The sequence below is a fragment of the Streptomyces sp. NPDC101110 genome, assembly GCF_044759525.1.
Lineage (GTDB): Bacteria > Actinomycetota > Actinomycetes > Streptomycetales > Streptomycetaceae > Streptomyces.
On the sequence record NZ_JBIVZM010000006.1, the window covers coordinates 169052 to 195486 of the forward strand.

The following is a 26435-nucleotide window of genomic DNA, read 5'->3' on the forward strand; positions in this document are numbered from 1 at the left end:
AGCCCGGCGGGGTCGCCGCCTGCCGTACGGGATGCCGGGAGCCGCCAGGGCCTCAGTCGGCCGTGCGGGATGCCGGGGCGGCCGGGGTTCTCAGTCGGCCGTGCGGGATGCCGGGAGCGGCCGGGGTTCTCAGTCGGCCGTGCCGGATATCCGCAGCAGCAGCGAGGTGAACTGCTCCCGCTCGTCCGCCGACAGCGGTGCGAGCAGTTCGTCGTTGGCCGCGCGGGCCGCCTTCTCGCAGCGCTCGAGCAGCCGGGCTCCGCGCGGGGTGAGGGACACCGCGTTCTTGCGGCGGTCCACGGGGTCCGGCTCGCGCACGACCAGGCCGGCCGCCTGGAGGTCGTTCAGGATCCCGACCAGGTCCTTGGGGTCCAGCCGGACCCCGCGGCCGAGGTCGGCCTCCCAACGACCTCGTCGGGACTGCCGACGAACCCGGAGGTGCGATGCGCCGCGTCCGCTACGAAACCCGAGGCGGCCCCCTCTTCCTGGAGGAGGCAAGGCCCCCCGAGCCCGGCCCCGGCGAGCTGCTCGTGCGCACGGAGGCGATCGGCGTCACCCTCCCGGTCGTACGCAAGGTCACCGAGGCGGCCGAACCGGTCCCGCTCGGCGGCGAGATCGCCGGGCGGGTCACGGCCGTCGGAGAGGGCGTCACCCGCTTCGGCGCCGGCGACCGGGTGACCGGGCTCTGCTTCGGCCACGGCTACGCCGACTTCGCCGTGCTGCACGAGGCCATGGCGTCCCCGGTCCCTCGGGACGCGAGCGCCGTCGACGCGGTCGCCCTGGTCCGCAGCGGCCTGGTCGCCCTCGGCGCCCTGGAGGCGGCCCGCCCCGAGCCGGGCGAGGCGGCTCTGGTCACCGCGGCCGCGAGCGGCGTCGGCCACCTGGCCGTGCAGCTGGCCAGGACACGCGCCGCCGGGCGTGTCGTGGGCGCCGTCTCCGATCCGGGCAAGGCCGACTTCGTGCGCGGTCTGGGCGCCGACCACGTCATCGCCTACGGCGACCGGAGTTGGGGCACCCCGGTCGACTACGTGCTGGACGCGGTCGGCGGCGAGTTGCTCACCCGCGCCCTGCACGCGCTGGTCCCCGAGGGGCGGCTGGTGGCGTACAGCTCGGGTGGTGGCGCCATCCAGGCCTACGACCTGCTCGTGGACGCCAAGTCGGTGAGCGGCTTCCAGATGGCCCGCATCGCCCGCGGGAAGCCGGAGTTGTACGAGCGGTGGCGCGAGGAGCTGTGGCGGCTGTTCGACGCCGGAGAGCTCAGGCCCGCCGTCCACGGACGGTTCGCCCTGGAGGACGCGGCGAAGGCGCACGCGGAGATCGAGGGCCGGTCCAACCTGGGCAAGGTCGTCCTGATCCCCTGACGCGGGTCCTTGTGGGGGGTCTGCGAGCCAAGTACCGTCTGTGACCCACGGACAGGACATGGGATGTCAGGATGTCCGCATGTCCGGATGTCCGGATGTCTTGGTCCGGAGCGTCCTCTCCCACGACCAGGTGGTCCAGCCGACAGACGCATGAAGGGCAGGTCGCACCATGCCGTCAAGTCTTCGCGCACGTCTGAGATCCACCCTGACAGCCGCCGTCACCGCCGGGGCGCTGCTCGCGCCCACCGTCCCGGCCCACAGCCGACCCGCCACGCCGTTACCGGAGTTCGAGCAGCAGGTGCTCTTCAAGGCGTCCCAGGATCCCGGCTACGCCTGCTTCCGGATCCCGGCGATGGTGCGCACCACCCGGGGCACCCTGCTCGCCTTCGCCGAGGGCCGGGTCCTCAACTGCGGTGACGCGGCCGACATAGACATCGTCGTCAAGCGCTCCACCGACGGGGGCCGCACCTGGGGGCCGCTCCAGGTCGTCACCGAGGGCGCGGGCGACACGCACGGCAACCCGGCCCCCGTCGTGGACCGCGGGACCGGCCGGATCCTGCTGGCCGAGACGTACAACACCGGCCGTGCGGACGCCGGCAACTGCACCGTGCCCTGCGACCGCACCCCGCACCTTCAGTACAGCGACGACGACGGCCGGACCTGGTCGCAGCCGCGCGATCTGAGCGACGAGATCCTGCCCGAGGACTGGAACTCCTGGTACGCGACGGGTCCCGTGCACGGCATCCAGCTCACCCGCGGCAGGCACGCCGGGCGGCTGGTGCTCGGTGTCAACACCGAGACCTGGAACGGCAGTCGGGTCTCCGCCAACCACGCCGCGCTCGTGATCAGCGACGACGGCGGCGACTCCTGGGAGATCGGCGCCACGGACACCTGGCCCATAGCGCAGGACGGCACGTTCCGGCAGAAGCCGTCGGAGGTGACACTCACCGAACGCGCCGACGGCGCCCTGCTCGTCAGCGGCCGTGAGCAGGACGGCACCGACCTCGGTCACCGCTCCCAGACCCTCAGCGTGGACGGTGGCGACAGCTTCGCCACGCCCTTCCGCGACCTGCCGGACCTGTACACCCCGCAGGTCCAGGGCGCGACCCTGCGCCTCGGCCACCGGATGCTGCTGTCCGCTCCCGCCGACCCCGACCGCCGCCGCACGATGATGGTCCGCTCCTCCTACGACGGCGGACGCACCTGGGAGAGCGTGGACCGGGGGACGGTCGTCACCACGGACTGGTCCGGCTACTCCGACATGGCGCCCGTCGACGGCACCACGGTCGGGCTGCTGTACGAGGCCGGCGCCGTCGACGCGCGCGACGAGATCCGCTTCGCCCGCTTCACCGAGGACTGGCTGAAGCCGCGCCGGGGCGCCGACCCGACCACGCCGGACGCGGCGGCGGGCGCCAGGCCCGCGGCCGTGCTCGGCGGTGCGGCGCGCACGGCCGGTGTCCGCGGCGGCGCGCTGTCCTTCGACGGCGCCGACGACGCGGTCCAGCTCCCCTACCGGTCCCGGCTGCCGCTCGGGGACGGGGACTTCACGGCGTCGCTGCACTTCCGCTACACGGCCACGGCCGGCGAGCAGCCCTTCCTGTGGATGGGCGGCATCGGCACCACCCAGCCGCAGATCTGGCTGCGCGGGGAACCGGCGAGCGACCGGGTCCGGGGACTGATCACCACCCGGTCCGGCGCGACGACCGTCAGGTCCGCCTCGGTGTCCACCGACGGCGCCCACAACGACGGCCGCTGGCACCATCTCGCGCTGCGCCGCGGCGGCGGGCGGTTGACGCTCTTCCTCGACGGCGAGGCGCTCGGCACCACGGACGTGCCGGGGTCGGTCAGCCGCAACTCCCCGTTCGGCGTGCACATCGGGCAGCGCATGGACAGCCGGGCGTTCCTCACCGGTGCGATCGACGACGTCCGGGTGTGGAACCGGGCCCTGAGCGACGAGGAGCTGGCCTCCGGCGCCTCGGGCGCGGCCTCCAGGGGCACCGTGCTGTGGCTGCCCATGGACCGGGTGAGCGGCAGCAACTAACGTCACGGCACGTGCCCGACGCCTCAGGAGCCTTACGAGCCCGACAGCGCACGGGAACCGGGATCGGCCTGCTGCTGGTCCTGGTTCTCGGTGCGGCGCTGCTCATCGCCCTGCCGGACGACGACGGCGGTCCGGACGACGCCTGCGGGGCGCTCACGGTCGGCTCGTGGAAGGCGGACGACGGCCTCGACGCCGAGTTCGCCCGCTACGGCGACGACGCGAGCCGCACGGACGACTGGACCGGCGGCGACGGCACCCACTCGGTGCGGCTGCCGGACGGCCGGGTGCTGTGGCTGTTCTCGGACACCTATCTGGGCCGGGTGTACGGGCCGCCCAACCCGCACGGCGAGTCCTATACCTGGCGGGACGCAGGCACGCCGCTGGTGCGCAACTCCGCCGTGCTGATGCGCGACGGCCGCCTCGAAACCACCCTGCCGGCGCCGCTGTTCGCCGACCCCGCGCCCGGCCGTTGGCGCTGGCCGGTCGCCGCCCGTGTCGAACCCCGTTCCCCCGGCTCCCCGGAGCAGGTCGTGCGGGTGCTGCTGTGGGTGCGCACGGCAGGCACGCCCCCCTGGATCTACGGGGTGCCGACCGCGACCGAGGTCGCCACACTGTCCCTGCCCGGGCTGCGCCTGGAGTCGATCACCGAGGTGCTGGACCAGCGTCCGGTCCCCGACCCGTCCCGTCGGGTGCTGTTCGGTACCACTCTGGTCGAGGAGGACGGCTGGACCTACGTGTTCGGCGGCGACGACGGCCGGGCCGCCTCCCGTCCCGCCTCGCACGCGTACGCGGCCCGGGTACCGGAGGGCCGGCTCGCGGACCCGTCGGCCTGGCAGTACTGGAGCGGCTCGGCGTGGGTGCCCCGGGCCCGTCCCCGGCCGGTTCTCGGGGACGGGCGGCACAAAGGGGTGGGCAGCGCGTTCTCGGTGGTCCGGAAGGGCGGTACGTACGTGCTGTTCACGATGGCCGCCGGCCCGAAGGGGCTGACCACCGTCGCGTCCTACTGGGCCTGTTCGCCCGCCGGGCCGTGGCACGGACCGGCGAAGGAGTTCAGCCCGCCGCTGCCCCGGGGGCAGGTCGCCGCCTACAACCCGCAGGCGCATCCCGTGCTGAGCGGCGGCGGACGGCTCGTGCTGAGCTACGACGTCAACTGCCTGGAGACGACGGGCGCGGACGCCCAGCTCAGCCGGAACGTGTCCCTGTACCGACCACGGTTCGTGTCGTTGCGGCTGGCCGCGGTGCGGTGACCTCCGCCGCCGCCTCCCGCGCGCGCCGCTTGGCGATCACCGCGCACACGACGAGCTGCATCTGGTGGAAGAGCATCAGGGGCAGCACGGCGAGCGCCGCCTGCGCGCCGAACAGGACGCTCGCCATGGGCAGTCCGGCGGCCAGGGACTTCTTCGAGCCGGCGAACTGGATCGCGATCCGGTCCGCCCGGCCGAACCGCAGCGCCTTGGCGCCGTACCAGGTGAGCATCAGCATCACGGCGAGGATCACGGCCTCGACGACGGCCAGGCCGCCGAGCCGCGCGGGGCTGACCTGGTGCCAGATGCCCTGGACCATGCCCGCGCTGAAGGCGGTGTAGACGACGAGCAGGATCGAGCCGCGGTCCACCAGACCGAGGACCGGCTTGTGGCGGGTGACGAAACCGCCGACCCAGCGGCGCAGCAGTTGCCCGGCGAGGAACGGCACCAGCAGTTGCAGCACGATCTTCAGTAGTGACTCGGCGGAGAACCCGCCGCCGCTGCCGCCGAGCAGCGAGGCCGCGAGCAGCGGGGTGGCGACGATGCCGACGAGCGAGGAGAAGGAGCCCGCGCAGATCGCCGCGGGCACGTTGCCGCGCGCCATGGACGTGAAGGCGATCGACGACTGGACGGTCGACGGGACCAGTGTGAGGAAGAGCAGGCCCTGGTGGAGCGGGTGCGTCAGGATCACCGGCACCAGCCCGCGGGCCGCGAGCCCGAGCAGTGGGAAGACCAGGAAGGTGCAGGCCAGGACCGTCACGTGCAGCCGCCAGTGCCGCAGGCCGTCGAGCGCCTCACGCGTGGAGAGCCGCGCGCCGTACAGGAAGAAGAGCAGGGCGACCGCGGCCGTGGAGGCACCCGAGGCGACATCGGCGGCCGGCCCGCGCGCCGGAAGGAGTGCGGCGAGGCCGACCGTCCCGAGCAGCAGCAGGATGTAGGGGTCGATCGGCATCCAGTTCGGCCAGCGCAGGCGTTTCACGGTGCTCCACTTGCTTGGTGCTTCGGTTTGCTTGGTGCTTCGGTCTGCTTCGTGCTGCGGTCGGTCCGGGGCCGCGGCGGCCCCGTCCCATCCTGCTCCCCCGACCGGCGATCGGGAATCCCGTATACCGCTCTCACTGTCATCGCGTTACGCGATAGCATGCGGAGCTGTGTACGACCCGTCCCATCTGCGCACGTTCCTGTCGGTGGCGCAGACGCTGAGCTTCACGCAGGCCGCGCGGCGGCTCGGGCTGCGGCAGTCCACGGTCAGCCAGCACGTGAGGCGGCTGGAGGACGCCACCGGCCGGACACTGTTCAACCGGGACACGCACTCGGTGGAGCTGACGGAGGACGGCGAGGCCATGCTGGGCTTCGCGCGCCGGATCCTGGAGGTGCACGAGCAGGCCGCGGCGTTCTTCACCGGCACCCGGCTGCGCGGCCGGCTGCGCTTCGGAGCCTCGGAGGACTTCGTGCTGACGCGGCTGCCCGAGATCCTCGAGGGCTTCCGGCACGAGCACCCCGAGGTCGACCTGGAGCTGACGGTCGAGCTGTCGGGCACGCTGCACGAGCAACTGGCCGCCGGGAAGCTGGACCTCGTCCTCGCCAAGCGGCGGCCCGAGGACCCGCGGGGCGAGCTGGTCCGGCACGACCGGCTGGTGTGGATCGGCGCGGAACGCCTCCGGCTCGACCCGGACCGCCCGGTGCCGCTCATCGTGTACCCGCCGCCGGGCATCACCCGGGCGCTCGCCCTGGAGGCCCTGGAACGGCAGGGCCGGGAATGGCGGGTCGTGTGCACCAGCGGCAGCCTGAACGGTCTCGTCGCGGCGGCCCGGGCCGGTCTCGGCGTGATGGCGCACTCCCGCGGCCTGATCCCGCCGGGTTTGGTCCGGGTCCCCGACCGGGCGGGGCTGCCGGAACTCGGGCAGGTCGACTTCGTCCTGGTCCACGGCCGGCGCCGGCCCTCCGCGCAGGGCGCGGCGGACGCACTGGCGGCGGCGATCCTGGCGGGCGGGGACCGGCTGCACCGCAGCGAGCGCAAGGGGCTGTGACGAATCGGAGTGACAGAATCCGCCGCCGCTCCGCTGGCAGAAGAGACCCTGCCGCAAGGCGCGCCCTACCACGGCCGGACTCGTACAGATTCGGTGGAGATTACGGCACCGAAACTTACTCAACCGTCAGTTTTGTGTCCGACCCTTCCCCATGTGAGCGCTTTTTCCCTGGCTGACCAGCGCATACAAAAGCGCTGCTCCTCTTCGCACCCCCTCCCGCCCCCTGCCCGGGTGGGGTAGCTTTCACGGCGCTGTGCGGGGCGTCACTCGACTGAAGCGCTGAGGAGCGGGGAGCGGGGTTTGCGCGAGTTCACCAACCCTCCGTTGGCGTTGGCACCTCCGGTGGGTGGTCTGGCCGACGTGGTCTTCGAGCATGCCCAGGAAGACCCTCTGCACATCGCGCTGGGTCGCAAGGACGACTCCGGTCAGTGGCGGGACGTCACCAGCGCCGAGTTCCGTGACGAGGTGCTCGCGCTGGCCAAGGGCCTGCTCGCGAGCGGTATCCGGTTCGGCGACCGGGTCGCGATCATGTCCCGTACCCGCTACGAGTGGACCCTCTTCGACTACGCGCTGTGGACGATCGGTGCCCAGGTGGTGCCGGTCTACCCGACGTCCTCGGCCGAGCAGTGCTTCTGGATGCTCTACGACGCCGAGGTGACGGCCGCGGTCGTGGAGCACGAGGACCACGCGATGACCATCGCCACCGTCATCGACCGGCTCCCTCAGCTGCGCCGGCTCTGGCAGCTGGACTCCGGCGCCGTGCACGAGCTGTACGACGCGGGCGCGCACCTCGACGACGAGGTGGTGCACCGCCACCGGCAGGCCGTCACACCCGACTCGGTCGCCACGATCATCTACACCTCGGGCACCACCGGACGCCCCAAGGGCTGCGTCATCACGCACGGCAACTTCATGTACGAGGCGGACACCGTCATCGAGCGCTGGGAGCCGGTCTTCCACTCCCGGCGCGGCGACGAGGCGGCGACCCTGCTGTTCCTGCCGCTCGCGCACGTCTTCGGGCGGATGGTCCAGGTCGCCGGGATCCGCGGCAAGGTGAAGTTCGGCCATCAGCCGCAGCTGAACGCGGCGGCCCTGCTGCCGGACCTGGCCGCGTTCAAGCCGACGTTCTTCCTGGCCGTGCCCTACATCTTCGAGAAGGTGTTCAACGCGGCCCGCCGCAAGGCCGAGAAGGAGGGCCGCTCCGGTCCCTTCGAGAAGGCCGTCGACATCGCGATCAAGTACGCCGACGCGATGGAGGCCAAGGCCTGGGGCATCGGCCCCGGCCCGACGGCGGGCCTGCGCATGCAGCACCAGCTGTTCGACAAGCTCGTCTACACCAAGATCCGCGCCGCGATGGGCGGCCGCATCAAGCACGCCATGTCCGGCGGCTCGGCGATGGACCGCCGACTCGGGCTGTTCTTCGCCGGGGCAGGCGTGCACATCTACGAGGGTTACGGCCTGACGGAGTCCACGGCGGCCGCGACCGCCAACCCGCCCGGGCGCACCCGCTTCGGCACGGTGGGGCAGCCCATCCCCGGCATGACCGTGCACATCGCGGACGACGGCGAGATCTGGCTGCACGGGGAGAACGTCTTCCAGGGGTACCTCAACAACCAGAAGGCCACCGACGCGACCCTGCACGACGGCTGGCTCGCCACCGGCGACCTCGGCACACTCGACGAGGACGGCTTCCTCACCATCACCGGCCGCAAGAAGGAGATCCTGGTCACGTCCGGCGGCAAGAGCGTTTCACCCGGTGTGCTGGAGGAACGCGTCCGGGACCATCCGCTGGTCAACCAGTGCATCGTCGTCGGCAACGACCGCCCGTACATCGCCGCCCTGGTCACCCTCGACCAGGAGGCTGTGGAGCACTGGCTGGCCATGCGGGCCAAGCCGCAGATGTCCCCGGCGGAGCTGGTGCGCGACGCGGATCTGGAGACGGAGGTGCGCCGCGCGGTGGTCGCCGCCAACACCCTCGTCTCGCAGGCCGAGTCGATCCGCACCTTCCGCATACTCGCCCAGCCGTTCACCGAGGAGCACGGGCTGCTGACCCCGTCGCTGAAGCTGAAGCGCAAGGCGATCGAGAAGGCGTACGAGAACGAGGTCGAGGCGCTCTACCGGGCGTGACCTCCGCTCCGCGGGGCAGGTGTGGCTTCGGATTTCTCCCGTCAGGAATGCATCACCGCCCGTGATCGTTGACGATGGGAGCACACTGACCACTTACCTAAGGATCGAGAGCTCGTGAGCAAGGTCCCCCCGATCATCCTGAACAACGGCGTCGAGATGCCCCAGCTGGGCTTCGGCGTCTGGCAGGTGCCGGACGACGAGGCCGAGACGGCCGTCGCGACGGCACTGGAGGCCGGGTACCGCAGCATCGACACCGCGGCGATCTACGGCAACGAGGAGGGCACCGGCAAGGCCATCGCCGCCTCCGGCCTGCCCCGCGAGGAGCTCTTCGTCACCACGAAGCTCTGGAACGCCGACCAGGGGTACGACTCCACGCTGCGCGCCTTCGACACGTCGCTGGAGAAGCTCGGCCTGGACTTCGTCGATCTTTACCTGATCCACTGGCCCACCCCGGAGCGGGGTCTGTTCGTCGACACGTACAAGGCGTTCGAGAAGCTGCACGCCGACGGCCGGATCCGGGCCATCGGTGTCTCCAACTTCCTTCCCGAGCACCTGGAGAAGCTGATCGGCGAGACGTCGGTCGTCCCGGCGGTGAACCAGATCGAGCTGCACCCGCACCTGCAGCAGGGCACCTCACGCGAGTACCACGCGGCGCAGGGCATCGCCACGGAGGCCTGGTCGCCGCTGGGCCAGGGCAAGGGCCTGCTGGAGGTCCCGGCGATCGTCGCCATCGCCCGCAAGCACGACCGCACCCCCGCACAGGTCGTGCTGCGCTGGCACATCCAGCTGGGCAACGTGGTGATCCCTAAGTCCGTGACGCCGTCGCGGATCAAGGAGAACATCGACGTCTTCGACTTCAGCCTCGACGACGAGGACCTGGCGGCCATCAGCGCCCTGAACGAGGACCGGCGCATCGGCCCGGACCCGGCGGAGTTCAACGGCGCCTGAGCCGTACCGGCGGCGCCCGGGTCCGGAACCTCGCACCGGGCCGGACCACCGGCAGCGCCCCGGCCCGGAGCCCCTTCGCGGGGCCCGGGCCGGGGCGCTGCCGTTCTCCCGTCTCAGACCGGCCTCGAAGTCGACGATCGCGGGGCTACGCGGGCCGGACCGCCGTGTGCACGGTGTGGGCCGCCAGCACGAACACGTCCTGGCGGCGGTGCAGGCTCGCCGCGTCGCCGGGGTCGAGGAGACGGTCCAGGGTGGCGCGGTCGTCCTGGTCGAGGCCCTCCGCGAGGGTGTCGCGGAAGCGGGTCAGGCGGTCGACGACGTGCGCGCGGGCGCGGTCCGGGGCAGGGGCGGGAAGGTCCAGCAGGAAGCTGTGCGTCCGGGTGTGCTTCAGGCCCGCCGCGGACAGCAGGGCGGGCCAGTTCTCCGGCTCGGCGACATGGCCCTGGAGGTCCTGCCGCATCTTCGTGAACCACTCCTCCTCCAGCGCGTCCATGCGCGCCTGGAGGCCGGGGCGGCCGATGCCGATGTCGCGGGGCAGGAACCGTGCGGGCAGCCCGCCCTCCATGAGGGCCAGGGTGCCGCCGGGCGCGAGCCGCGCCGCGAACGCGGCGAGCCCGGCCCGCTGGTCACCGAGATGGTGCAGGGTGCGGCTCGCCCACAGCAGATCGGCCGGATAGTCCAACTCGTCGAGTACGTCCGGCAGTTCTCCGGCGACCGTGCCGAAGCGGTCCGCCACCCCCTGACGCTCCGCCCGTGCCCGGGCCCGCTCCAGCAGCGGCTCCGAGCCGTCCACGGCCACGATCCGGGCGCCCGGGAACGTCTCGGCGAACAGGCACGACACGACGCCGGGCCCACTGCCCGCGTCGACGATCAGGCCTGGTTCGGTCACCTCCTTCGCCAGCCAGGCCAGGACCCGCTCATACATCGACGTGAACAGCTCCGCCTCGGACTCCAGCATCGGGGCCATCGCCGCCCAGTCGATGTCGGTGTGGTCGTGGTGGTGGGCATGGCCCTGCCGGTGGTCGTGGTCGTGGTCGTGCGTCATGGTGGTCAGCCTCTCGCTCGGATGCGGTCAGCGTGCGCCGACGCACCGGACGCGGGCCAGTGCTGTTGCCGGTCCCGCAAAATCCGCCGGGGCCGCGGCCCCGGCGGATCAGCGGTTCACCGCCCACCGGTCAGGACAGCGGCGGGTACGCGTTCTGCATCAGTTGCCGGAACTGCGCGGAGAACCAGTGCCCGGACACCGGCGCGTCCGCCAGGGCGCCGGACATGTTGTTGTTGTTCCGCGGGTTGCCCGTGTAGGTCGGGTCGCACATGCGGTCGAAGCCCTTGCCCTCGTCGTTCGGGACGGCCTTGCTCGACCCGTCGGACTCGCCCGGCGGCTTCATCCACACGTATGCGTCGATCCCCGCGGCCGGGGCGGCCTTCGGGCGCTCGCCGAGACCGGCTCCGGACTGGTTGCACCAGTTGCCCAGGTGGATGCGGCGGTCGTAACGGCCGCCGTCGACATAGGCGTCCACGGAGGTCTGCGGGCCCGGTCCGGCGGGCCGGGCGGTGCCGCCCCAGCCGTTGCGGGAGGTGTCGATCAGCATGCCGATCCCGGAGGGGAAGCCGATCGAGACGAGCTGGTTGCGGAAGGCCTGGGCGAAGGACAGCTCGTCGGTGTAACGGTTCCAGTCGACCCACTTCGACTCACGGACGGACTTGCCGGCCACGTTGTCGGAGATGGTGAAGTTGTTCTCCTTCAGGGCGCTGTAGTTCGCCGTGTTGGTGATGAAGCCGTGGACGTCGCCGACGGTGGCGCCCTCGGCGGTCGCCGCCTCCTTCATGATGGTGGCGGAAGCACCGAAGTTGTCGTCCCAGCCGATCCAGCCGTGGTGGCCGGCGTCGACGTAGTTGTAGACGTTGGGCACGTCGCCGAGCTTGTTGAGCGCGTAGCCGACGCCCTTGACGTAGTTGCCGTTGGCCTTCATCACGTCGCACTGCGGGACGGCCGTCGGGCGGCTTCCGGTGTTGGTGACGAGGTTCGGCAGCGAGTCGATCTCGACCGTGGTGACGATCCGCAGCGAGGCGTACTTCGGGTCGGCGAGGATCGCCTTGATCGGGTCGATGTACTCCGTCTTGTAGCGGCCGATCTCGTCGGCCTTCAGCTCGCCGTTGGAGGCGAGGGCGGAGCAGTCCCGGCCGGGCAGGTTGTAGATGACGAACTGGACGACGAGCTCGCCGGAGCCCTTCTGGCGCAGCGCCTCGTCGAGATGATCGCGCAGGCCCATCTTTCCGCCGGCGCCGTTGATCGCGGCGATGCGGTCCAGCCACACACCGGTCGGCTGATCGGCGACCCGGCTGCCGCCCGGCTCGGCCGCGGCGTTCGCGGACCACTCAGGGTTCACGTAGACCTTCGCGCCCTCGTAGGGGTTGTTCACGCGGGTGGACGGTCCGCCCGGGTCCGGCGGGTCCGTGGGGCCGCCGCCGCCGTCCACGTTGCAGGTCACGCCGTCGAGGGTGAAGGTTGCCGGGATCTCGTTGCCGCCGCTGTAGCTGCCCTGGAAGCCGAAGCTGACCGAGCCGCCGGTCGCCAGCTGCCCGTTGTACGTCTCGTTGGCGGCGGTGACGGCGGCACCGCTCTGGCTGATCTTGGCGTTCCAGCCGCTGGTCACCTTCTGGTTCCCGGCGTACGACCACTTCAGCGACCACGACGACTTGGCCGCGCTGTTGTTGGTGAGGGTCACGGCGGCGGTGAAGCCGGTGCTCCACTGGTTCTGGATCTTGTAGTCGACGGTGCAGGGGACGGCGGTGGTGCCGGTGCCGCCCGGGTCGACGGCGAAGGCGGTGCCGGTCGCGCCTGCGACCAGAGCCATGGCGGCCAGTAACGCGGTTCTCGTACGGCTCATGAGTGGGGGTCCCTCTTCCGTTGGGTTCCTTGCGATGTCCGCGGTTCCGTGGGGGGTTCAGAGGTGCGGTGAGGTCTTCACAGGCATGCCGGGGCCGATGCGGCGCCGTATGCGGCCTGCTGAGGGCGGCGACCGTCCGCCGCGCGCGGCTGACTCACACGCCGGCGGCGGCTCAAAGTACTGAACGCGGGGGGTGTCGCATGAGCGACTCCTTGCAGGTCGGGCGCGCCGTAACGGACGCGTCGACTGATGGAACCGCTCCCACTGGTGTCAAGGAAGGTAGCGGCAAGTGACGTTAAAGAACAGGGGAGTTGCTGACTTTTGCTCAAGGCGGCGGGTCGAATCTTTTCGACTCTTCGAAGACCTTGACCGGTACCTGACGTATCCGCACTATGGGAGCGCTCCCACTGGTTCAAGCCTTGACTTCTCCGAGCCGCAAGGAGGAACCAGCACCATGCATCCCCCACCCCGGAGGCGGAGAGCCGCGCGGCGTCTGTGGACCGCCGCGCTCGCCGCTCTCACTCTTCCGTTGACGATGCTCTCCTCAGGATCGACTCCCGCGCAGGCGGCGGCACTTCAGTGCAGTGTCGACTACAAGACGAACGACTGGGGCTCCGGTTTCACGGTGGACCTGACCCTCACCAACCGCGGCACGGACGTCATCGACGGATGGACGCTGGCCTACGCCTACTCCGGCAACCAGAAGCTGGGTAACGGCTGGAACGGCACCTGGTCGCAGTCCGGCCAGAACATCACCGTGAAGAACGCCTCCCACAACGCGCGGGTCGCCGCGGGCGCCGCCGTCTCCACCGGTGCCCAGTTCTCCTACAGTGGCTCCAACACCGCGCCCACGTCCTTCTCGGTCAACGGCACGCCCTGCACCGGCGCACACCAGCCGCCGATCACCGTGCTGACCAGCCCGAGCGCCGGCGCCGTCTACACCCAGGGACAGGCGGTACCGCTGGCGGCCACCGCCGCCGCCGCGGACAACGCCACGATCAGCAAGGTGGAGTTCTACGACGACACCAAGCTGCTCGGCACGGACACGAGCGCGCCCTACGCGCTGTCCGTCTCCGACCTGGCCGTGGGCGGTCACTCGCTGGTGGCGAAGGCGTACGACAGCATGGGCGCCGCCGCCGACTCCACTCCGGTCGGCATCACCGTCTCCTCCGGCCCGGCCGTCGTCGCCTCACCGCTCCAACTGGGCGTCCAGTCCGGCAAGTCGGGCACCTACGAGGTGAAGCTGTCCAAGCAGCCCACCTCCGACGTGACGGTGGCGTCGGCTCGCGCGAGCGGCAACTCGGGCCTGTCGGTCTCGGCCGGCGCCTCGCTCACCTTCACGCCGCAGAACTGGAACACCGCGCAGAAGGTGACCGTCACCGCGGCGAGCTCGGGTACCGGAACGGCCGTGTTCGAGTCGACGGCGGCGGGCCACGCCAAGGCCTCGGTCACCGTCACCCAGCTGGCCGCGGCAAAGGTCTACGACGCCCGTTTCCTGGAGCTCTACGGGAAGATCACCAACCCGGCGAACGGCTACTTCTCCCCCGAGGGCATCCCCTACCACTCGGTCGAGACGCTGATCGTCGAGGCGCCGGACCACGGCCACGAGACCACTTCGGAGGCGTACAGCTACCTCCTGTGGCTCCAGGCCATGTACGGCAAGGTGACGGGAGACTGGTCGAAGTTCAACGGCGCGTGGGACCTCATGGAGAAGTACATGATCCCCACCCACGCCGACCAGCCGACCACCTCCTTCTACAACTCCGCCAAGCCGGCCACCTACGCGCCCGAGCTGGACACGCCGAACGAGTACCCGGCCAAGCTCGACACCGGTGTCTCGGTCGGCCGCGACCCGATCGCCGCCGAGCTGAAGAGCGCGTACGGCACGGACGACGTCTACGGCATGCACTGGCTCCAGGACGTCGACAACGTCTACGGCTACGGCAACGCGCCCGGCAAGTGCGAGGCGGGTCCGTCGGACACCGGCCCGTCGTACATCAACACCTTCCAGCGCGGCCCGCAGGAGTCGGTGTGGGAGACGGTGCCGCAGCCGACCTGCGACGCCTTCAAGTACGGCGGCAGGAACGGCTATCTGGACCTGTTCACCGGTGACGCCTCCTACGCCAAGCAGTGGAAGTTCACCAACGCGCCGGACGCCGACGCGCGGGCCGTGCAGGCCGCTTACTGGGCCGACCTGTGGGCGAAGGAGCAGGGCAAGGGCTCCGCCGTCTCCGCGACGGTCGGCAAGGCCGCCAAGATGGGCGACTACCTGCGCTACTCCATGTACGACAAGTACTTCAAGAAGGTCGGCAACTGCGTCGGTCCCGCGGCCTGTCCTGCGGGCACCGGCAAGGACGCCTCGTTCTACCTGATGTCCTGGTACTACGCCTGGGGCGGCGCCACCGACACGAGCGCCGGGTGGTCCTGGCGCATCGGCTCCAGCCACGCCCACGGCGGCTACCAGAACCCCCTGGCCGCCTACGCGCTCGCCAACTACGCACCGCTGAAGCCGAAGTCGGCGACGGGCGCGGCGGACTGGGCCAAGTCCATGGACCGGCAGCTGGAGTTCTACCGCTGGCTCCAGTCGGACGAGGGCGCCATCGCGGGCGGCGCGACCAACAGCTGGGCGGGCCGGTACGCGACCCCGCCTTCGGGCAAGTCGACGTTCTACGGCATGTACTACGACGAGAAGCCCGTGTACCACGACCCGCCGTCCAACCAGTGGTTCGGCTTCCAGGCGTGGTCCATGGAGCGCGTCGCCGAGCTGTACCAGCAGACGGGTAACGCGCGGGCCAAGACGGTCCTCGACAAGTGGGTCGACTGGGCGCTGTCCAAGACCACGTTCAACCCGGACGGCACCTTCCGCATCCCGTCGACGCTGCAGTGGTCGGGCCAGCCCGACACCTGGAACGCCTCAAGTCCGGGCTCCAACAGTGGCCTGCACGTCACCGTCGCCGACTACACCGATGACGTCGGCGTCGCGGCCGCGTACGCCAAGACCCTGACCTACTACGCGGACCGCTCCGGCGACACGGAAGCCGCGGCGGCGGCGAAGAAGCTGCTGGACGGCATGTGGGCCAACCACCAGGACGCCCTCGGCGTCGCGGTTCCGGAGAGCCGGGCCGACTACAACCGGTTCGACGACCGGGTGTACATCCCGGGCGGCTGGACGGGGACGATGCCGAACGGTGACGCGATCAACTCGTCGTCGACGTTCGAGTCGATCCGGTCCTTCTACGAGGACGACCCGGCCTGGTCGAAGATCGAGAGCTATCTCGCGGGCGGTGCGGTGCCGTCGTTCACGTACCACCGGTTCTGGGCCCAGGCGGACATCGCCCTGGCCATGGGCTCGTACGCGGAGCTTCTCGAGTAGTCCCCGCCGGGCGCTCCGCGGGTGGAGCGGTTGTGATCTGCGGGCCGTATGTGGCTGGTCGCGCTCACGCGGCGGAGCCGCATATCGATGCGGCACCGCGCCCCCACGACACAAACAGGTGCGTCCGAAGCTCCGCGTGCCTGGCCCTGCACCTGACGCGGGGCCATCCACGGCCGGGCGGTCCCCACTCGCACTGGGGGCCGCCCGGTCGTCGCATGTTCCCCCTCTCGGAAGGACCCCCACCGTGCGAAGAACCCGTATCCTCACGGCCGTGCTGGCGCTGGCTGCCGGGCTGCTGTCGGGCGCCCCCACCGCCCTGGCCGCCGATCCACCCTCCACGAAGCTCGCCGCCGACACCTACACCTGGAAGAACGCCCGGATCGACGGGGGCGGATTCGTTCCCGGCATCGTCTTCAACCGTTCCGAGCAGAACCTGGCCTACGCCCGTACGGACATCGGCGGTGCCTACCGCTGGCAGGAGTCCTCCAAGACCTGGGCGCCGCTGCTGGACTCGGTCGGGTGGGACGGCTGGGGACACACGGGCGTGGTCAGCATCGCGTCCGACTCCGTCGACCCGGACCGGGTGTACGCGGCGGTCGGGACGTACACGAACGGCTGGGACCCGAGGAACGGCGCGGTCATGCGCTCCTCCGACCGGGGCGCGAGCTGGCGGAAGGCCGACCTGCCGTTCAAGCTCGGCGGCAACATGCCGGGGCGGGGCATGGGCGAGCGGCTGGCGATCGACCCGAACCGCAACAGCGTGCTGTACCTGGGCGCGCCCAGCGGCAAGGGGCTGTGGCGGTCGACGGACTCGGGCGCCGGCTGGTCGCAGGTCGCGAACTTCCCGAACGTCGGCAACTACGCCCAGGACCCGAGCGACACCAGCGGCTACGCCTCCGACAACCAGGGCATCGTCTGGGTGACCTTCGACGAGTCCACGGGCACGGCCGGGAGTGCCACGAAGACGATCTACGTCGGGGTCGCCGACAAGGACAACGCGGTGTACCGGTCGACGGACGCGGGCGCGACCTGGCAGCGGCTGGCCGGGCAGCCCACCGGCCACCTGGCCCACAAGGGTGTCCTGGACGCGAAGAACGGCTACCTCTACCTCGCCTACAGCGACAAGGGCGGGCCGTACGACGGTGGCAAGGGACGGCTGTGGCGGTACGCGACGGGCACGGGGACCTGGAAGGACATCAGCCCGGTGGCGGAGGCGGACACCTTCTACGGTTTCAGCGGCCTGACCGTGGACCGGCAGAAGCCGGGCACGGTCATGGCGACCGCGTACAGCGCTTGGTGGCCGGACACGCAGATCTTCCGCTCCACGGACAGCGGCGGGACCTGGAGCAAGGCGTGGGACTACACGTCGTACCCGAACCGCGAGAACCGCTACACGATGGACGTCTCGTCCTCGCCGTGGCTGACCTGGGGCGCGAACCCGCAACCGCCCGAGCAGACGCCGAAGCTGGGCTGGATGACCGAGGCAATGGAGATCGACCCGTTCGACTCCGACCGCATGATGTACGGCACCGGCGCCACGATCTACGGCACGGAGAACCTCACGACCTGGGACGGCGGAGGCAAGTTCGCCATCAGGCCGATGGTGCGGGGCCTGGAGGAGACCGCGGTCAACGACCTCGCCTCGCCCCCGTCCGGCGCCCCGCTGCTCAGCGCGCTCGGTGACATCGGCGGCTTCCGGCACACGGACCTGACGAAGGTGCCGTCGATGATGTTCACCCAGCCGAACTTCACGACGACCACGAGCCTCGACTTCGCCGAGTCGAACCCGAACACGGTGGTGCGGGCGGGAAATCTGGACTCGGGCCCGCACATCGCGTTCTCGACGGACAACGGGGCCAACTGGTTCGCAGGGAGCGACCCTTCGGGCGTGAGCGGCGGCGGCACCGTCGCGGCGGCGGCCGACGGCAGCCGGTTCGTGTGGAGCCCCGAGGGCGCCGGTGTCCACCACGCGACGGGTTTCGGTACGTCGTGGCAGGCCTCCGCGGGGATCCCGGCCGGGGCGGTCGTCGAATCGGACCGCGTCGATGCGAAGACCTTCTACGGCTTCAAGTCCGGGAGGTTCTATGTGAGTACGGACGGCGGAGCGACCTTCAGGGCCTCCCCCGCCACGGGGCTGCCGAGCGGCGACAGCGTCCGCTTCAAGGCACTGCCCGGCGGAAAGGGCGACGTGTGGCTGGCGGGCGGCGCCACGGACGGCGCGTACGGGCTGTGGCACTCCACGGACGGCGGGACCACCTTCACCAAGCTCCCGAACGTCGAGCAGGCCGACACCATCGGCTTCGGCAAGTCCGCCCCCGGCGCCTCCTACCAGACCCTCTACACCAGCGCGAAGATCGGCGGAGTGCGGGGCCTCTTCCGCTCCACGGACAAGGGCGCGAGCTGGACGCGTATCAACGACGACGCCCATCAGTGGGGCTGGACGGGCGCGGCGATCACCGGCGACCCGCGGGTGTACGGCCGTGTCTACGTCTCCACGAACGGCCGGGGCGTCGTCTACGGCGACAGCGCGGGCGGCGGCCCGTCGGATCCGGGTCCGGACCCGACGCCGACCGGCACCTGCAAGGTGACGTACAAGGTCACCAGCCAGTGGCAGGACGGCTTCCAGGCGGACGTCCAGCTCACCAACACCGGTACGAGCGCCTGGAACGGCTGGTCCCTCGGCTGGACCTTCACCGACGGCCAGAAGCTGACCCAGGCCTGGAACGCCGAGGCGGCACAGGCGGGCTCGACGGTGACGGCGAAGAACGTCACCTGGAACGCGAACGTGGCGGCGGGGTCGTTGGTGAGCTTCGGGTTCACCGCGAGCCGGTCGGACACGAACCCGAAACCAGCCGCGTTCAAGCTGGGTGAGCAGACCTGCGCGATCGCCCAGCGGGCCGTCACGAACTGGATCATGGAGGTCACCCGGCCTTCCGGAACGCCCGCAGGCTGAACACCGGGTCGGGGCGTGGCCGGTCCTGGTCGGGGAGCAGGGCGAGGCGGGCGGCGAACGCGTCGGCGAGCGGGTGGCCCGGCGGCAGCGTGACGAACCAGCCCCTGCGCAGGTCGGCGATCGTGCGGCGGGGGCTGCGCCCCTGGCCGTGACCGGTGAAACGAGCCTGCCCGGCCGGGACCAGACCGTGGGCGGCGGCACAGGACTCGACGTCCGCCGCCGCGTCCCGGACCGGGCCGGGCGGCCGGGAGGACAGGACGACATCGATGTCACTGCCCACGTTGTGCGAGGCGGCCTTGTCGACCGTGGTGACGTAGACGCCGCCGGGACGCAGGACCCGGGCGCACTCGCCGACGATGGCCCGCACCTCGGCGGGCCCGGCGGCCAGGTGCAGCAGCCACACGCTGCACACGGCGTCGAACTGCCCGTCCCGGAAGGGCAGCCGGCGGCTGTCGGCGCGTACGACGGCACCGGGGAGCCGGGTGGAGGCCTGCCGGGCCATCGCCGCGGCGAGGTCGACGCCGGTCACCTTCATGTGGTCGCGGGCGGCGGCGAGCCGGCGGGTCACGATGCCGGTGCCGCAGGCGACGTCGAGCAGACTGCGCGTGTCCGGCGGCACGAGGCCCAGCACGGCCCGTGCGGCGGCGGCCGCCCGGGGCTCGCCGCCGCGCGAGGCGTCGTACCGCTCCGCTTCCTTGTCGTAGTCGAGCACCCGGTCAGTGTGCCCCGTGCCCGGGGGCGAGGTCCTCCACCTTGCGGGCGAGCTCGAAGTCCTTCTCGGTGACGGCGCCGCCCGCGCTGTGCGTGTGCACGGCCAGGGAGACGGTGTTGTAGCCGAGCGTGAGGTCGGAGTGGTGGTTCAGTTCCTCCTGGACCTGGGCGATGTGCACGACCATCGCCGTCGCCGAGAAGTGCGAGCCGAGCCGGTACGAGCGGACGAGGCGGTCCTGGTCGAGCGACCAGCCCGGCAGCTCGGCCAGCCGGTCCTCGACCTCCTTCTGCGACAGCGGTTCGACGGGCATGGACTGCGCTCCTTCCCGGACTGCGGTGTCTGCGGTGTCCTCTCAGCCTGCCACACCAGAGCCGCCGAAGCCCTGGTCAGAAGGGTGTGCCTGTCCGGGACGACCGGTTCTCGACTACGGTCCCGGCATGACCACTCACCCGTCCACCGCCGAGCAGGGCGTGGGCCCGCTGCTGCGGGCCTGGCGGGAGCAGCGGCGGGTCAGCCAGCTGGAGCTGGCTCTGCGCGCGGACTCCTCGGCCCGGCACATCAGCTTCGTCGAAACCGGCCGCTCCCGGCCCAGCGAGGAGATGGTGCTGCGGCTGGCCGAGCATCTGGACGTGCCGGTGCGGGAGCGCAACGCGCTGCTGCTGGCGGCCGGTTACGCCCCCCGTTACCCGGAGACCCCGCTGGACGACCCGGCGCTGGGCGCGCTGCGGGAGGGCATCGAGCGGCTGATCGGCGGCTACGAGCCGTACCCGGCCCTGGTGGTGGACGCCCTGTACGACGTGGTGGCGGCCAACCGGGGGATCATGACGCTGGTCGACGGTGTCGCCGAGTCGCTGCTGGAGCCGCCGCTGAACGCGATGCGGCTGGCCCTGCACCCGGAGGGCCTCGCGCCGCGGATCCGCAATCTGCGCGCCTGGCGGGGGCATCTGCTGGAGCAGATGGAGCGGCAGATCGCGCTGCACCGCTCGCAGCCGCTGCGGGCGCTGTACGAGGAGGTGGCGGCGTACCCCGTGCCCGACGCGGATGCGGCGGACGAGCCCTCGGAGCCGGTTCCGTACTTCGCGCTGCCGCTGCGGATCGAGCACGACGGGCGGACGTTGTCGTTCATCTCCTCGATCTCCACGTTCAACACGCCGATGGACGTGACGGTCGCCGAGCTGGCCGTCGAGACGCTGCTCCCGGCGGACCCGGCGACGGCCAAGTACCTTCAGACGCTGCTTTCCTGACGGGCCTTCAAAGAGGCGTGCTGGAGGACGGCGAAGCCGGCCACGGCCAGGGCCTGCAGTACCGTCCACACCGCTCCCGGCGTGCTGGGCGAGAGCCACAGCGCCAGGACCACGAGGCTCACCGCAGCCCAGGCGAGGTTGCCCTCGACGACGGCCCGCACGCCGACTGCCGGCGGCTGCCTGCGGGCGGCCAGCACGCCCACGCCCGCCGCGTAGAGCGCGAGAAACGCGCCCAGGGCGAGGAGCAGCGTGGCGTCGACGCCGAGGAATCGTCCGAGCGGGCCGGGGAACGCGAGGTAGGCGAGTGCGTTGCCGCCGGTCACGACGGCGTCCAGGGCGAGGAAGCGGCGCAGCATCGACTGCGGCTCACAGGTCCGGGCGAGTGCGGCGAGCTGGATCGCGGACATGGGGAATCACCCTCCGTCGGGTCGTGGTGGCGGCTGGGGCCGGGTGCCGGGGCGGAGTGCGCCGCCCCGGGACCCGGTGCGTCCACGATCCCTTTCGGGTGGCGTCCGGTCGATTACCCGCGAGGTCATGCCCGCCCCGCGCCTGAAACCTCCGGCGATCTTCTCGCTCCGGGCCCTGTCACGCCGCCGACCGGCCGTGACAGACTGATCGCAGGCTTGGGCACGTTGGGGAGGCGTGGCGTGAGTGAACGGCGGGCCGCACCCACCGTGGGCCAGGTGGTCCTGGGCAAGCGGTTGCAGGAGCTGCGGGAGGCCGCGGGCCTCAGTCGGGACGAGGCCGCGAAGGTGCTGCGGGTCGCCCCGGCGACGGTCCGGCGCATGGAGACCGCCGACGTCGCGCTGAAGATCCCGTACGTGCAGATCCTGCTGACGGCGTACGGGGTGGCGGCGGACGAGGTCACCGCCTTCGTCGACCTCGCCGAGGAGGCGAACCGGCCGGGCTGGTGGCAGCGGTTCCACGACGTGCTGCCGGAATGGTTCAGCCTGTACGTGAGCCTGGAGGGTGCGGCCCGGATCATCCGGTCGTACGAGCCGCACTTCGTGCCGGGGCTGCTGCAGACCGAGGGGTACGCCCGGGCCGTGCTCCAGTCAGGCACCATCGCGAACGCCGGACCCGCGGCCGTGGACCGGCACGTCTCGCTGCGCATGGAGCGGCAGCGGCTCCTGGACCGGCCGAACCCCCCGCACCTGTGGGTCATCATGGACGAGACGGTGCTGTGCCGCCCGGTGAGCGTCGACGGCAGGGTGATGCGCGACCAGCTGGACAAGCTGCTGGAGTACGCCGAGCGCGACCGGGTCACCCTGCAGATCGCGGAATTCGCGGACGGCCCCCACCCGGGGACGTACGCGCCGTTCTCGCTGTTCCGCTTCGCCGAGCCGGAGCTGCCCGACATGGTCTTCACCGAGTACCTGACCGGCGCGCTGTACCTGGACTCCCGCAAGGAGGTCTCCGCGCATCTGGAGGTGCTGGACCACATGACGGCCCGGGCGGGCTCCGCGCAGCGCACGGAGGAACTGCTGCGGGAGTACCGCGAGCGCTACTGAGCCCCACGGCCCCGCGCTCGACGTCACGGGACGGGTTCTGACCCGTACGGGCGCCGTCGGCAGGTGTGCTCCCCGGCCCGCCCCTAGCGTCGGGATGACGGGACGGGCGGGCGAGCGCACATGAAGGAGGTCCGATGCCCGGATTCGAGCTGCTGTACCAGGCAGCCGCGCTGTGCCTGATGTACCCCGACGACGACTTCCGCGCGAGGCTGCCGCTGTTGCGCGAAGCGGCCCCCCAGCTGCGGGAGTTCGCCGACCACGCGGCCGTCACCCCGCCGCGGGAGCTGGCCGCGCACTACGTGGAGGTGTTCGAGGCCGGGCAGGACCACAGCCTGTATCTGAGCGCCTGGCGCGAGGCGGCCCCGGCGCCGTCCGAGGAGCTGTACCGGGCACACGGGCTGGAGACGACCGGCGAGGAGCCGCCGGACTTCCTGCCGGCGGTCCTGGAGTGTGCGGCCCGTACGGGCGACACCGAGCTGCTGGCGGAGCACCGGGACGGTCTGGACCGGCTCCGGTCGAAGCTCACCGACTTCGGCACGCCGTACGCGACGGTCCTGGACGCGGTGTGCGCGACGCTGCCGCCGGTGGCCACGGGGCGCTAGTTCTCGCCGTCGTAGGCCTGGCGGGCCTGCTCGACCTGCTCCAGATGGGCGGCCGACCAGTCGGCGAGGTGCGCGAAGAGCGGGGCGAGGCTGCGGCCGAGCTCGCTGATCTCGTACTCGACCCTGGGCGGGACCTCCGGGTGGTACGTGCGCACGACCAGGCCGTCCCGCTCCAGTTGCCTCAAGCGCTGGGTCAGCACCTTCGGTGTGATGGTGCCGATGCGCCGTTCCAGCTCGACGAAGCGCTGGCGGCCGTAGGTGTGGAGCGTCCACAGGACGGGTGTGGTCCACCGGCTGAACACGATGTCCACGACCGAGCTGATCGGGCAGGCGAGTTCCGGCACGGTCGCGGCGGACGCCGCCCCGGTCGGGTCTGCGGCCATGCGCACCCCCTGGGGGATAGTCACTTTCCTCTAGGTACCTACTATACCGGCGGTGTTAGCGTCCACGACATCGGCAACCAGGCCGCATAGCAAAGGAGTTGCTCATGATCGTGGTGACCGGTGCGACCGGAAACGTGGGCCGATCCCTCGTACAGGCCCTCGCCGGGGCCGGCGAGAAGGTGACCGCGACCTCGCGGAGGGTCTCGGACGCGGATGTCCCGGAAGGTGTCCAGGCGCGCACGGCCGACCTGACCGATGTCGGCAGCCTCCGCCCCGTGCTGGACGGCGCCGACGCGCTGTTCCTGCAGAACGGCGGGGCCGACGCACACCTGCTCGACCCCGGGCAGATCCTCGACGCCGCCCGGGCCGGCGGAGTGCGGCGCGTCGTACTGCTCTCCTCCCAGGGGGTGGCGACCCGGCCGGAGTCGGTCTCCCACGGGGGCTTCGGACGGGCCATCGAGGACGCCGTGCGGCGGTCGGGCCTGGACTGGGTGATCCTGCGCCCCGGCGGTTTCGCCTCCAACGCCTACGCCTGGGCCGACTCGGTCCGCACCCGGCGGACCGTCGCCGCGCCTTTCGGTGACATCGGCCTGCCCGTGATCGACCCCGACGACATCGCCGGGGTCGCCGCGGCGGCACTGCGGGAGGAGGGGCACGCCGGGCAGGTCCACGAGCTGACCGGGCCCGTCCTGAGCACTCCGCGGCAACGCGCCGAGGCGCTGGCGGAGGCCCTCGGCGAACCGGTCCGCTTCGTCGAGCAGACCCGTGACGAGGCCCGTGCGCAGCTGCTGCAGTTCATGCCCGAGCCCGTGGTGGAGACGACCCTGGCCATCCTCGGCGAGCCCACACCCGCGGAGCAGCGCGTCAGCCCCGACGTGGAGCGAGTGCTGGGCCGCCCGCCCCGCACCTTCACGGACTGGGCCCACCGCAACGCCGCCGCGTTCCGCTAGGGCCCCCGCCGCGAGCGGACCAGCCTCGCGCGGTGCCACCCACACCACCGCACCCCACCGGGGGCCGCCGCCATGAGCAGCTCAGCCGCGCGCGGTGCCACCCACACCACCGCGCTCCACCAGGGCCGCCGCCATGAGCAGCTCAGCCCTGCGCGGTGCCGCCCTTCTCGTCTCGCGGGTTCTTCTCCTCGTCCACGATCTCCGCGTCCACCACGCCCTCCTCGTCGTGTGAGGTGGCGGAGGGCTCCTCCGTGGGGGGCTGCTGCGCCTGGGCGTACATCGCCTGGCCCATCTTCTGGCTGACGGAGGCGAGCTTCTCTGCGGCGGCACGCAGGGCCGCGGTGTCCGCCTGCTGCTCCAGTCGCTCCTTCACCTCGGCGACGGCCGAGTCGACCTCGGATTTCGTGTCGGCCGGGACCCGGTCGCCGTTCTCGCGGAGGAAGTTCTCGGTCTGGTAGACGAGTTGCTCGGCCTGGTTGCGGGTCTCGGCGGCCTCGCGGCGGGTGCGGTCCTCCTCGGCGTACTGCTCGGCCTCGCGCATCATGCGGTCGATGTCGTCCTTGGGCAGGGCAGAACCGCCGGTCACGGTCATCTTCTGCTCGCGCCCGGTCGCCATGTCCTTCGCGGAGACGTGCATGATCCCGTTGGCGTCGATGTCGAACGCCACCTCGATCTGCGGCACACCGCGCGGTGCCGGCGGCAGGCCCGTCAGATCGAAGACACCGAGCTTCTTGTTGTACGCGGCGATCTCCCTCTCGCCCTGGTAGACCTGGATGCCGACCGAGGGCTGGTTGTCGGCGGCCGTCGTGAAGATCTCCGAACGCCGGGTCGGGATGGTCGTGTTGCGCTCGATGAGCTTCGTCATGATGCCGCCCTTGGTCTCGATGCCCAGGGACAGCGGGGTGACGTCGAGCAGCAGCACGTCCTTGACGTCGCCGCGGATGACACCCGCCTGGAGCGCCGCGCCGACGGCCACGACCTCGTCGGGGTTGACGCCCTTGTGCGGCTCCTTGCCGGTGAGTTCCTTCACCAGGTCGGTCACCGCGGGCATCCGGGTCGAACCGCCGACGAGGATGACGTGGTCGATCGCCGAGAGCTGCACACCGGCGTCCTTCACCGCCTGGTGGAAGGGCGCCTTGCAGCGGTCCAGCAGATCCGCGGTGAGCTCCTGGAACTGGGCCCGGGTCAGCTTCTCGTCGAGATGCAGGGGCCCTTCGGCGGAGGCCGTGATGTAGGGCAGGTTGATCGTCGTCTCCGTCGAGCTGGACAGTTCGATCTTGGCCCGCTCGGCGCCCTCACGCAGCCGCTGCACCGCCATCTTGTCGCCCGCGAGGTCGACGCCGTACTGGCCCTTGAAACGCTTGATCAGGTACTCGACGATCCGCTGGTCCCAGTCGTCACCGCCGAGGTGTGTGTCGCCGTTGGTGGCCTTCACCTCGATGACGCCCTCACCCATCTCCAGCAGCGACACGTCGAAGGTGCCGCCGCCGAGGTCGAAGACGAGGACCGTCTGGTCGTTCTCCTTGTCCAGGCCGTACGCGAGGGCCGCGGCCGTCGGCTCGTTGATGATGCGCAGGACCTTCAGGCCCGCGATCTCACCGGCCTCCTTGGTGGCCTGCCGCTGGGTGTCGTCGAAGTAGGCGGGGACGGTGATCACCGCGTCGGTGACGTCCTCGCCGAGGTAGGACTCGGCGTCCCGCTTGAGTTTCTGCAGCACCCGCGCGGACAGCTCCTGGGCCCGGTAGCGGGTGCCGTCCACGTCGCCCTCGCCGGGGAAACGCCAGTGCGCGTCGCCCATGTACCGCTTGACCGAACGGGCGGTGCGCTCCACGTTCGTCACAGCCTGCCGCTTGGCCACCTCTCCGACGAGAACCTCGCCGTTCTTGGCGAACGCCACGACCGAGGGTGTGGTCCTGGCCCCCTCCGCGTTGGCGATGACGGTGGGCTCACCGCCCTCCAGCACCGCGACCACCGAGTTCGTGGTTCCGAGGTCGATCCCGACCGCTCGTCCCATCGCTGTCCCCTTCCGCCAGGGCGACGACCCGTCCCACACTCCAGCACAAAACTT

At 71.1% G+C, this 26435-nt stretch carries 20 protein-coding genes and 1 pseudogene; 12 read left to right on the forward strand and 9 right to left on the reverse strand.

The annotated features are described in order from the left end of the window. Positions 1 to 129 precede the first annotated feature (129 nt). Positions 130 to 531, reverse strand: a pseudogene (locus tag ACIQU3_RS15995) (MarR family winged helix-turn-helix transcriptional regulator); the annotation flags it as partial. Between ACIQU3_RS15995 and ACIQU3_RS16000 the strand changes: the two are divergent. The 3 genes from ACIQU3_RS16000 to ACIQU3_RS16010 all read left to right on the forward strand — a co-directional run bounded on the left by ACIQU3_RS16000 (position 444) and on the right by ACIQU3_RS16010 (position 4649). Next, on the forward strand, positions 444 to 1361 hold the full coding sequence (locus tag ACIQU3_RS16000) for a zinc-binding alcohol dehydrogenase family protein (protein ID WP_403733837.1): 918 nt from the start codon (positions 444 to 446) through the stop codon (positions 1359 to 1361). The pseudogene ACIQU3_RS15995 and the gene ACIQU3_RS16000 overlap by 88 nt on opposite strands. 169 nt (positions 1362 to 1530) lie before the next feature. After that, on the forward strand, positions 1531 to 3402 hold the full coding sequence (locus ACIQU3_RS16005) for an exo-alpha-sialidase (protein WP_403733833.1): 1872 nt from the start codon (positions 1531 to 1533) through the stop codon (positions 3400 to 3402). 11 nt (positions 3403 to 3413) lie between these two features. Further along, entirely contained in the window at positions 3414 to 4649 is a 1236-nt protein-coding gene (locus ACIQU3_RS16010) for a DUF4185 domain-containing protein (protein WP_403733830.1), read from the forward strand. Here ACIQU3_RS16010 and ACIQU3_RS16015 read toward each other — a convergent pair. Next, entirely contained in the window at positions 4585 to 5598 is a 1014-nt protein-coding gene (locus ACIQU3_RS16015; protein WP_403734285.1) for a bile acid:sodium symporter family protein, read from the reverse strand. The genes ACIQU3_RS16010 and ACIQU3_RS16015 overlap by 65 nt on opposite strands. A gap of 196 nt (positions 5599 to 5794) precedes the next feature. On the opposite strand from ACIQU3_RS16015, the gene ACIQU3_RS16020 reads away from it, so the two are divergent. The 3 genes from ACIQU3_RS16020 (at position 5795) to ACIQU3_RS16030 (ending at position 9748) form a co-directional block, all read left to right on the forward strand. Continuing rightward, on the forward strand, positions 5795 to 6673 hold the full coding sequence (locus ACIQU3_RS16020; protein ID WP_403925536.1) for a LysR substrate-binding domain-containing protein: 879 nt from the start codon (positions 5795 to 5797) through the stop codon (positions 6671 to 6673). Positions 6674 to 6973: 300 nt separating this feature from the next. After that, positions 6974 to 8800: an AMP-dependent synthetase/ligase gene (locus ACIQU3_RS16025; protein WP_403925539.1), complete on the forward strand. Its 1827-nt coding sequence runs from the start codon at positions 6974 to 6976 to the stop codon at positions 8798 to 8800. Between the two features lie 156 nt (positions 8801 to 8956). Next, positions 8957 to 9748, forward strand: coding sequence for an aldo/keto reductase (locus ACIQU3_RS16030; RefSeq protein ID WP_403734282.1), 792 nt, complete (start codon positions 8957 to 8959; stop codon positions 9746 to 9748). 145 nt (positions 9749 to 9893) lie between these two features. Here ACIQU3_RS16030 and ACIQU3_RS16035 read toward each other — a convergent pair whose 3' ends face one another. Both ACIQU3_RS16035 and ACIQU3_RS16040 read right to left on the reverse strand, forming a co-directional pair. Further along, a complete protein-coding gene (locus tag ACIQU3_RS16035; protein ID WP_403733821.1) occupies positions 9894 to 10793 on the reverse strand; it encodes a methyltransferase in 900 nt (299 codons plus the stop codon). Between the two features lie 130 nt (positions 10794 to 10923). Continuing rightward, positions 10924 to 12639 (reverse strand): glycoside hydrolase family 6 protein, encoded by a 1716-nt coding sequence (locus ACIQU3_RS16040; RefSeq protein ID WP_403925542.1) that lies wholly within the window; start codon positions 12637 to 12639, stop codon positions 10924 to 10926. A gap of 454 nt (positions 12640 to 13093) precedes the next feature. On the opposite strand from ACIQU3_RS16040, the gene ACIQU3_RS16045 reads away from it, so the two are divergent. Beyond that, complete coding sequence (locus tag ACIQU3_RS16045; RefSeq protein WP_403925545.1) at positions 13094 to 16012, forward strand: glycoside hydrolase family 48 protein; 2919 nt, start codon at positions 13094 to 13096, stop codon at positions 16010 to 16012. Between the two features lie 244 nt (positions 16013 to 16256). Further along, a complete protein-coding gene (locus ACIQU3_RS16050; protein WP_403925548.1) occupies positions 16257 to 18965 on the forward strand; it encodes a cellulose binding domain-containing protein in 2709 nt (902 codons plus the stop codon). Here the strand turns inward: ACIQU3_RS16050 and ACIQU3_RS16055 are convergent. Beyond that, positions 18934 to 19677, reverse strand: a complete 744-nt coding sequence (locus ACIQU3_RS16055) for a class I SAM-dependent methyltransferase (RefSeq protein ID WP_403733811.1) — start codon at positions 19675 to 19677, stop codon at positions 18934 to 18936. The genes ACIQU3_RS16050 and ACIQU3_RS16055 overlap by 32 nt on opposite strands. A gap of 4 nt (positions 19678 to 19681) precedes the next feature. Then, positions 19682 to 19987 carry a 4a-hydroxytetrahydrobiopterin dehydratase gene (locus ACIQU3_RS16060; protein ID WP_403733808.1) on the reverse strand — a complete coding sequence of 102 codons (306 nt, stop codon included), beginning with the start codon at positions 19985 to 19987 and terminating at the stop codon, positions 19682 to 19684. A 127-nt stretch (positions 19988 to 20114) separates the two neighbouring features. On the opposite strand from ACIQU3_RS16060, the gene ACIQU3_RS16065 reads away from it, so the two are divergent. Continuing rightward, positions 20115 to 20921 (forward strand): helix-turn-helix domain-containing protein, encoded by an 807-nt coding sequence (locus tag ACIQU3_RS16065; RefSeq protein WP_403733805.1) that lies wholly within the window; start codon positions 20115 to 20117, stop codon positions 20919 to 20921. Here the strand turns inward: ACIQU3_RS16065 and ACIQU3_RS16070 are convergent. After that, complete coding sequence (locus tag ACIQU3_RS16070) at positions 20903 to 21328, reverse strand: hypothetical protein (RefSeq protein ID WP_403733802.1); 426 nt, start codon at positions 21326 to 21328, stop codon at positions 20903 to 20905. The genes ACIQU3_RS16065 and ACIQU3_RS16070 overlap by 19 nt on opposite strands. Before the next feature lie 240 nt (positions 21329 to 21568). Between ACIQU3_RS16070 and ACIQU3_RS16075 the strand changes: the two genes are divergently transcribed. Then, positions 21569 to 22432 (forward strand): helix-turn-helix domain-containing protein, encoded by an 864-nt coding sequence (locus ACIQU3_RS16075; protein ID WP_403733799.1) that lies wholly within the window; start codon positions 21569 to 21571, stop codon positions 22430 to 22432. Positions 22433 to 22566: 134 nt separating this feature from the next. After that, entirely contained in the window at positions 22567 to 23034 is a 468-nt protein-coding gene (locus tag ACIQU3_RS16080) for a molecular chaperone TorD family protein (protein ID WP_366714704.1), read from the forward strand. Here ACIQU3_RS16080 and ACIQU3_RS16085 read toward each other — a convergent pair. Beyond that, on the reverse strand, positions 23031 to 23417 hold the full coding sequence (locus tag ACIQU3_RS16085; RefSeq protein ID WP_403925551.1) for a winged helix-turn-helix transcriptional regulator: 387 nt from the start codon (positions 23415 to 23417) through the stop codon (positions 23031 to 23033). The two genes, ACIQU3_RS16080 and ACIQU3_RS16085, sit on opposite strands and share 4 nt — an antisense overlap. 104 nt (positions 23418 to 23521) lie before the next feature. Between ACIQU3_RS16085 and ACIQU3_RS16090 the strand changes: the two genes are divergently transcribed. Next, the gene (locus ACIQU3_RS16090; RefSeq protein WP_403733792.1) at positions 23522 to 24367 is read left to right on the forward strand and encodes an NAD(P)H-binding protein; all 846 of its coding nucleotides are present in this window, start codon (positions 23522 to 23524) and stop codon (positions 24365 to 24367) included. 142 nt (positions 24368 to 24509) lie between these two features. On the opposite strand, the gene dnaK is transcribed toward ACIQU3_RS16090, so the two are convergent. Then, a complete protein-coding gene (gene dnaK / locus ACIQU3_RS16095) occupies positions 24510 to 26381 on the reverse strand; it encodes a molecular chaperone DnaK (RefSeq protein ID WP_403733789.1) in 1872 nt (623 codons plus the stop codon). Positions 26382 to 26435: the final 54 nt, after the last annotated feature.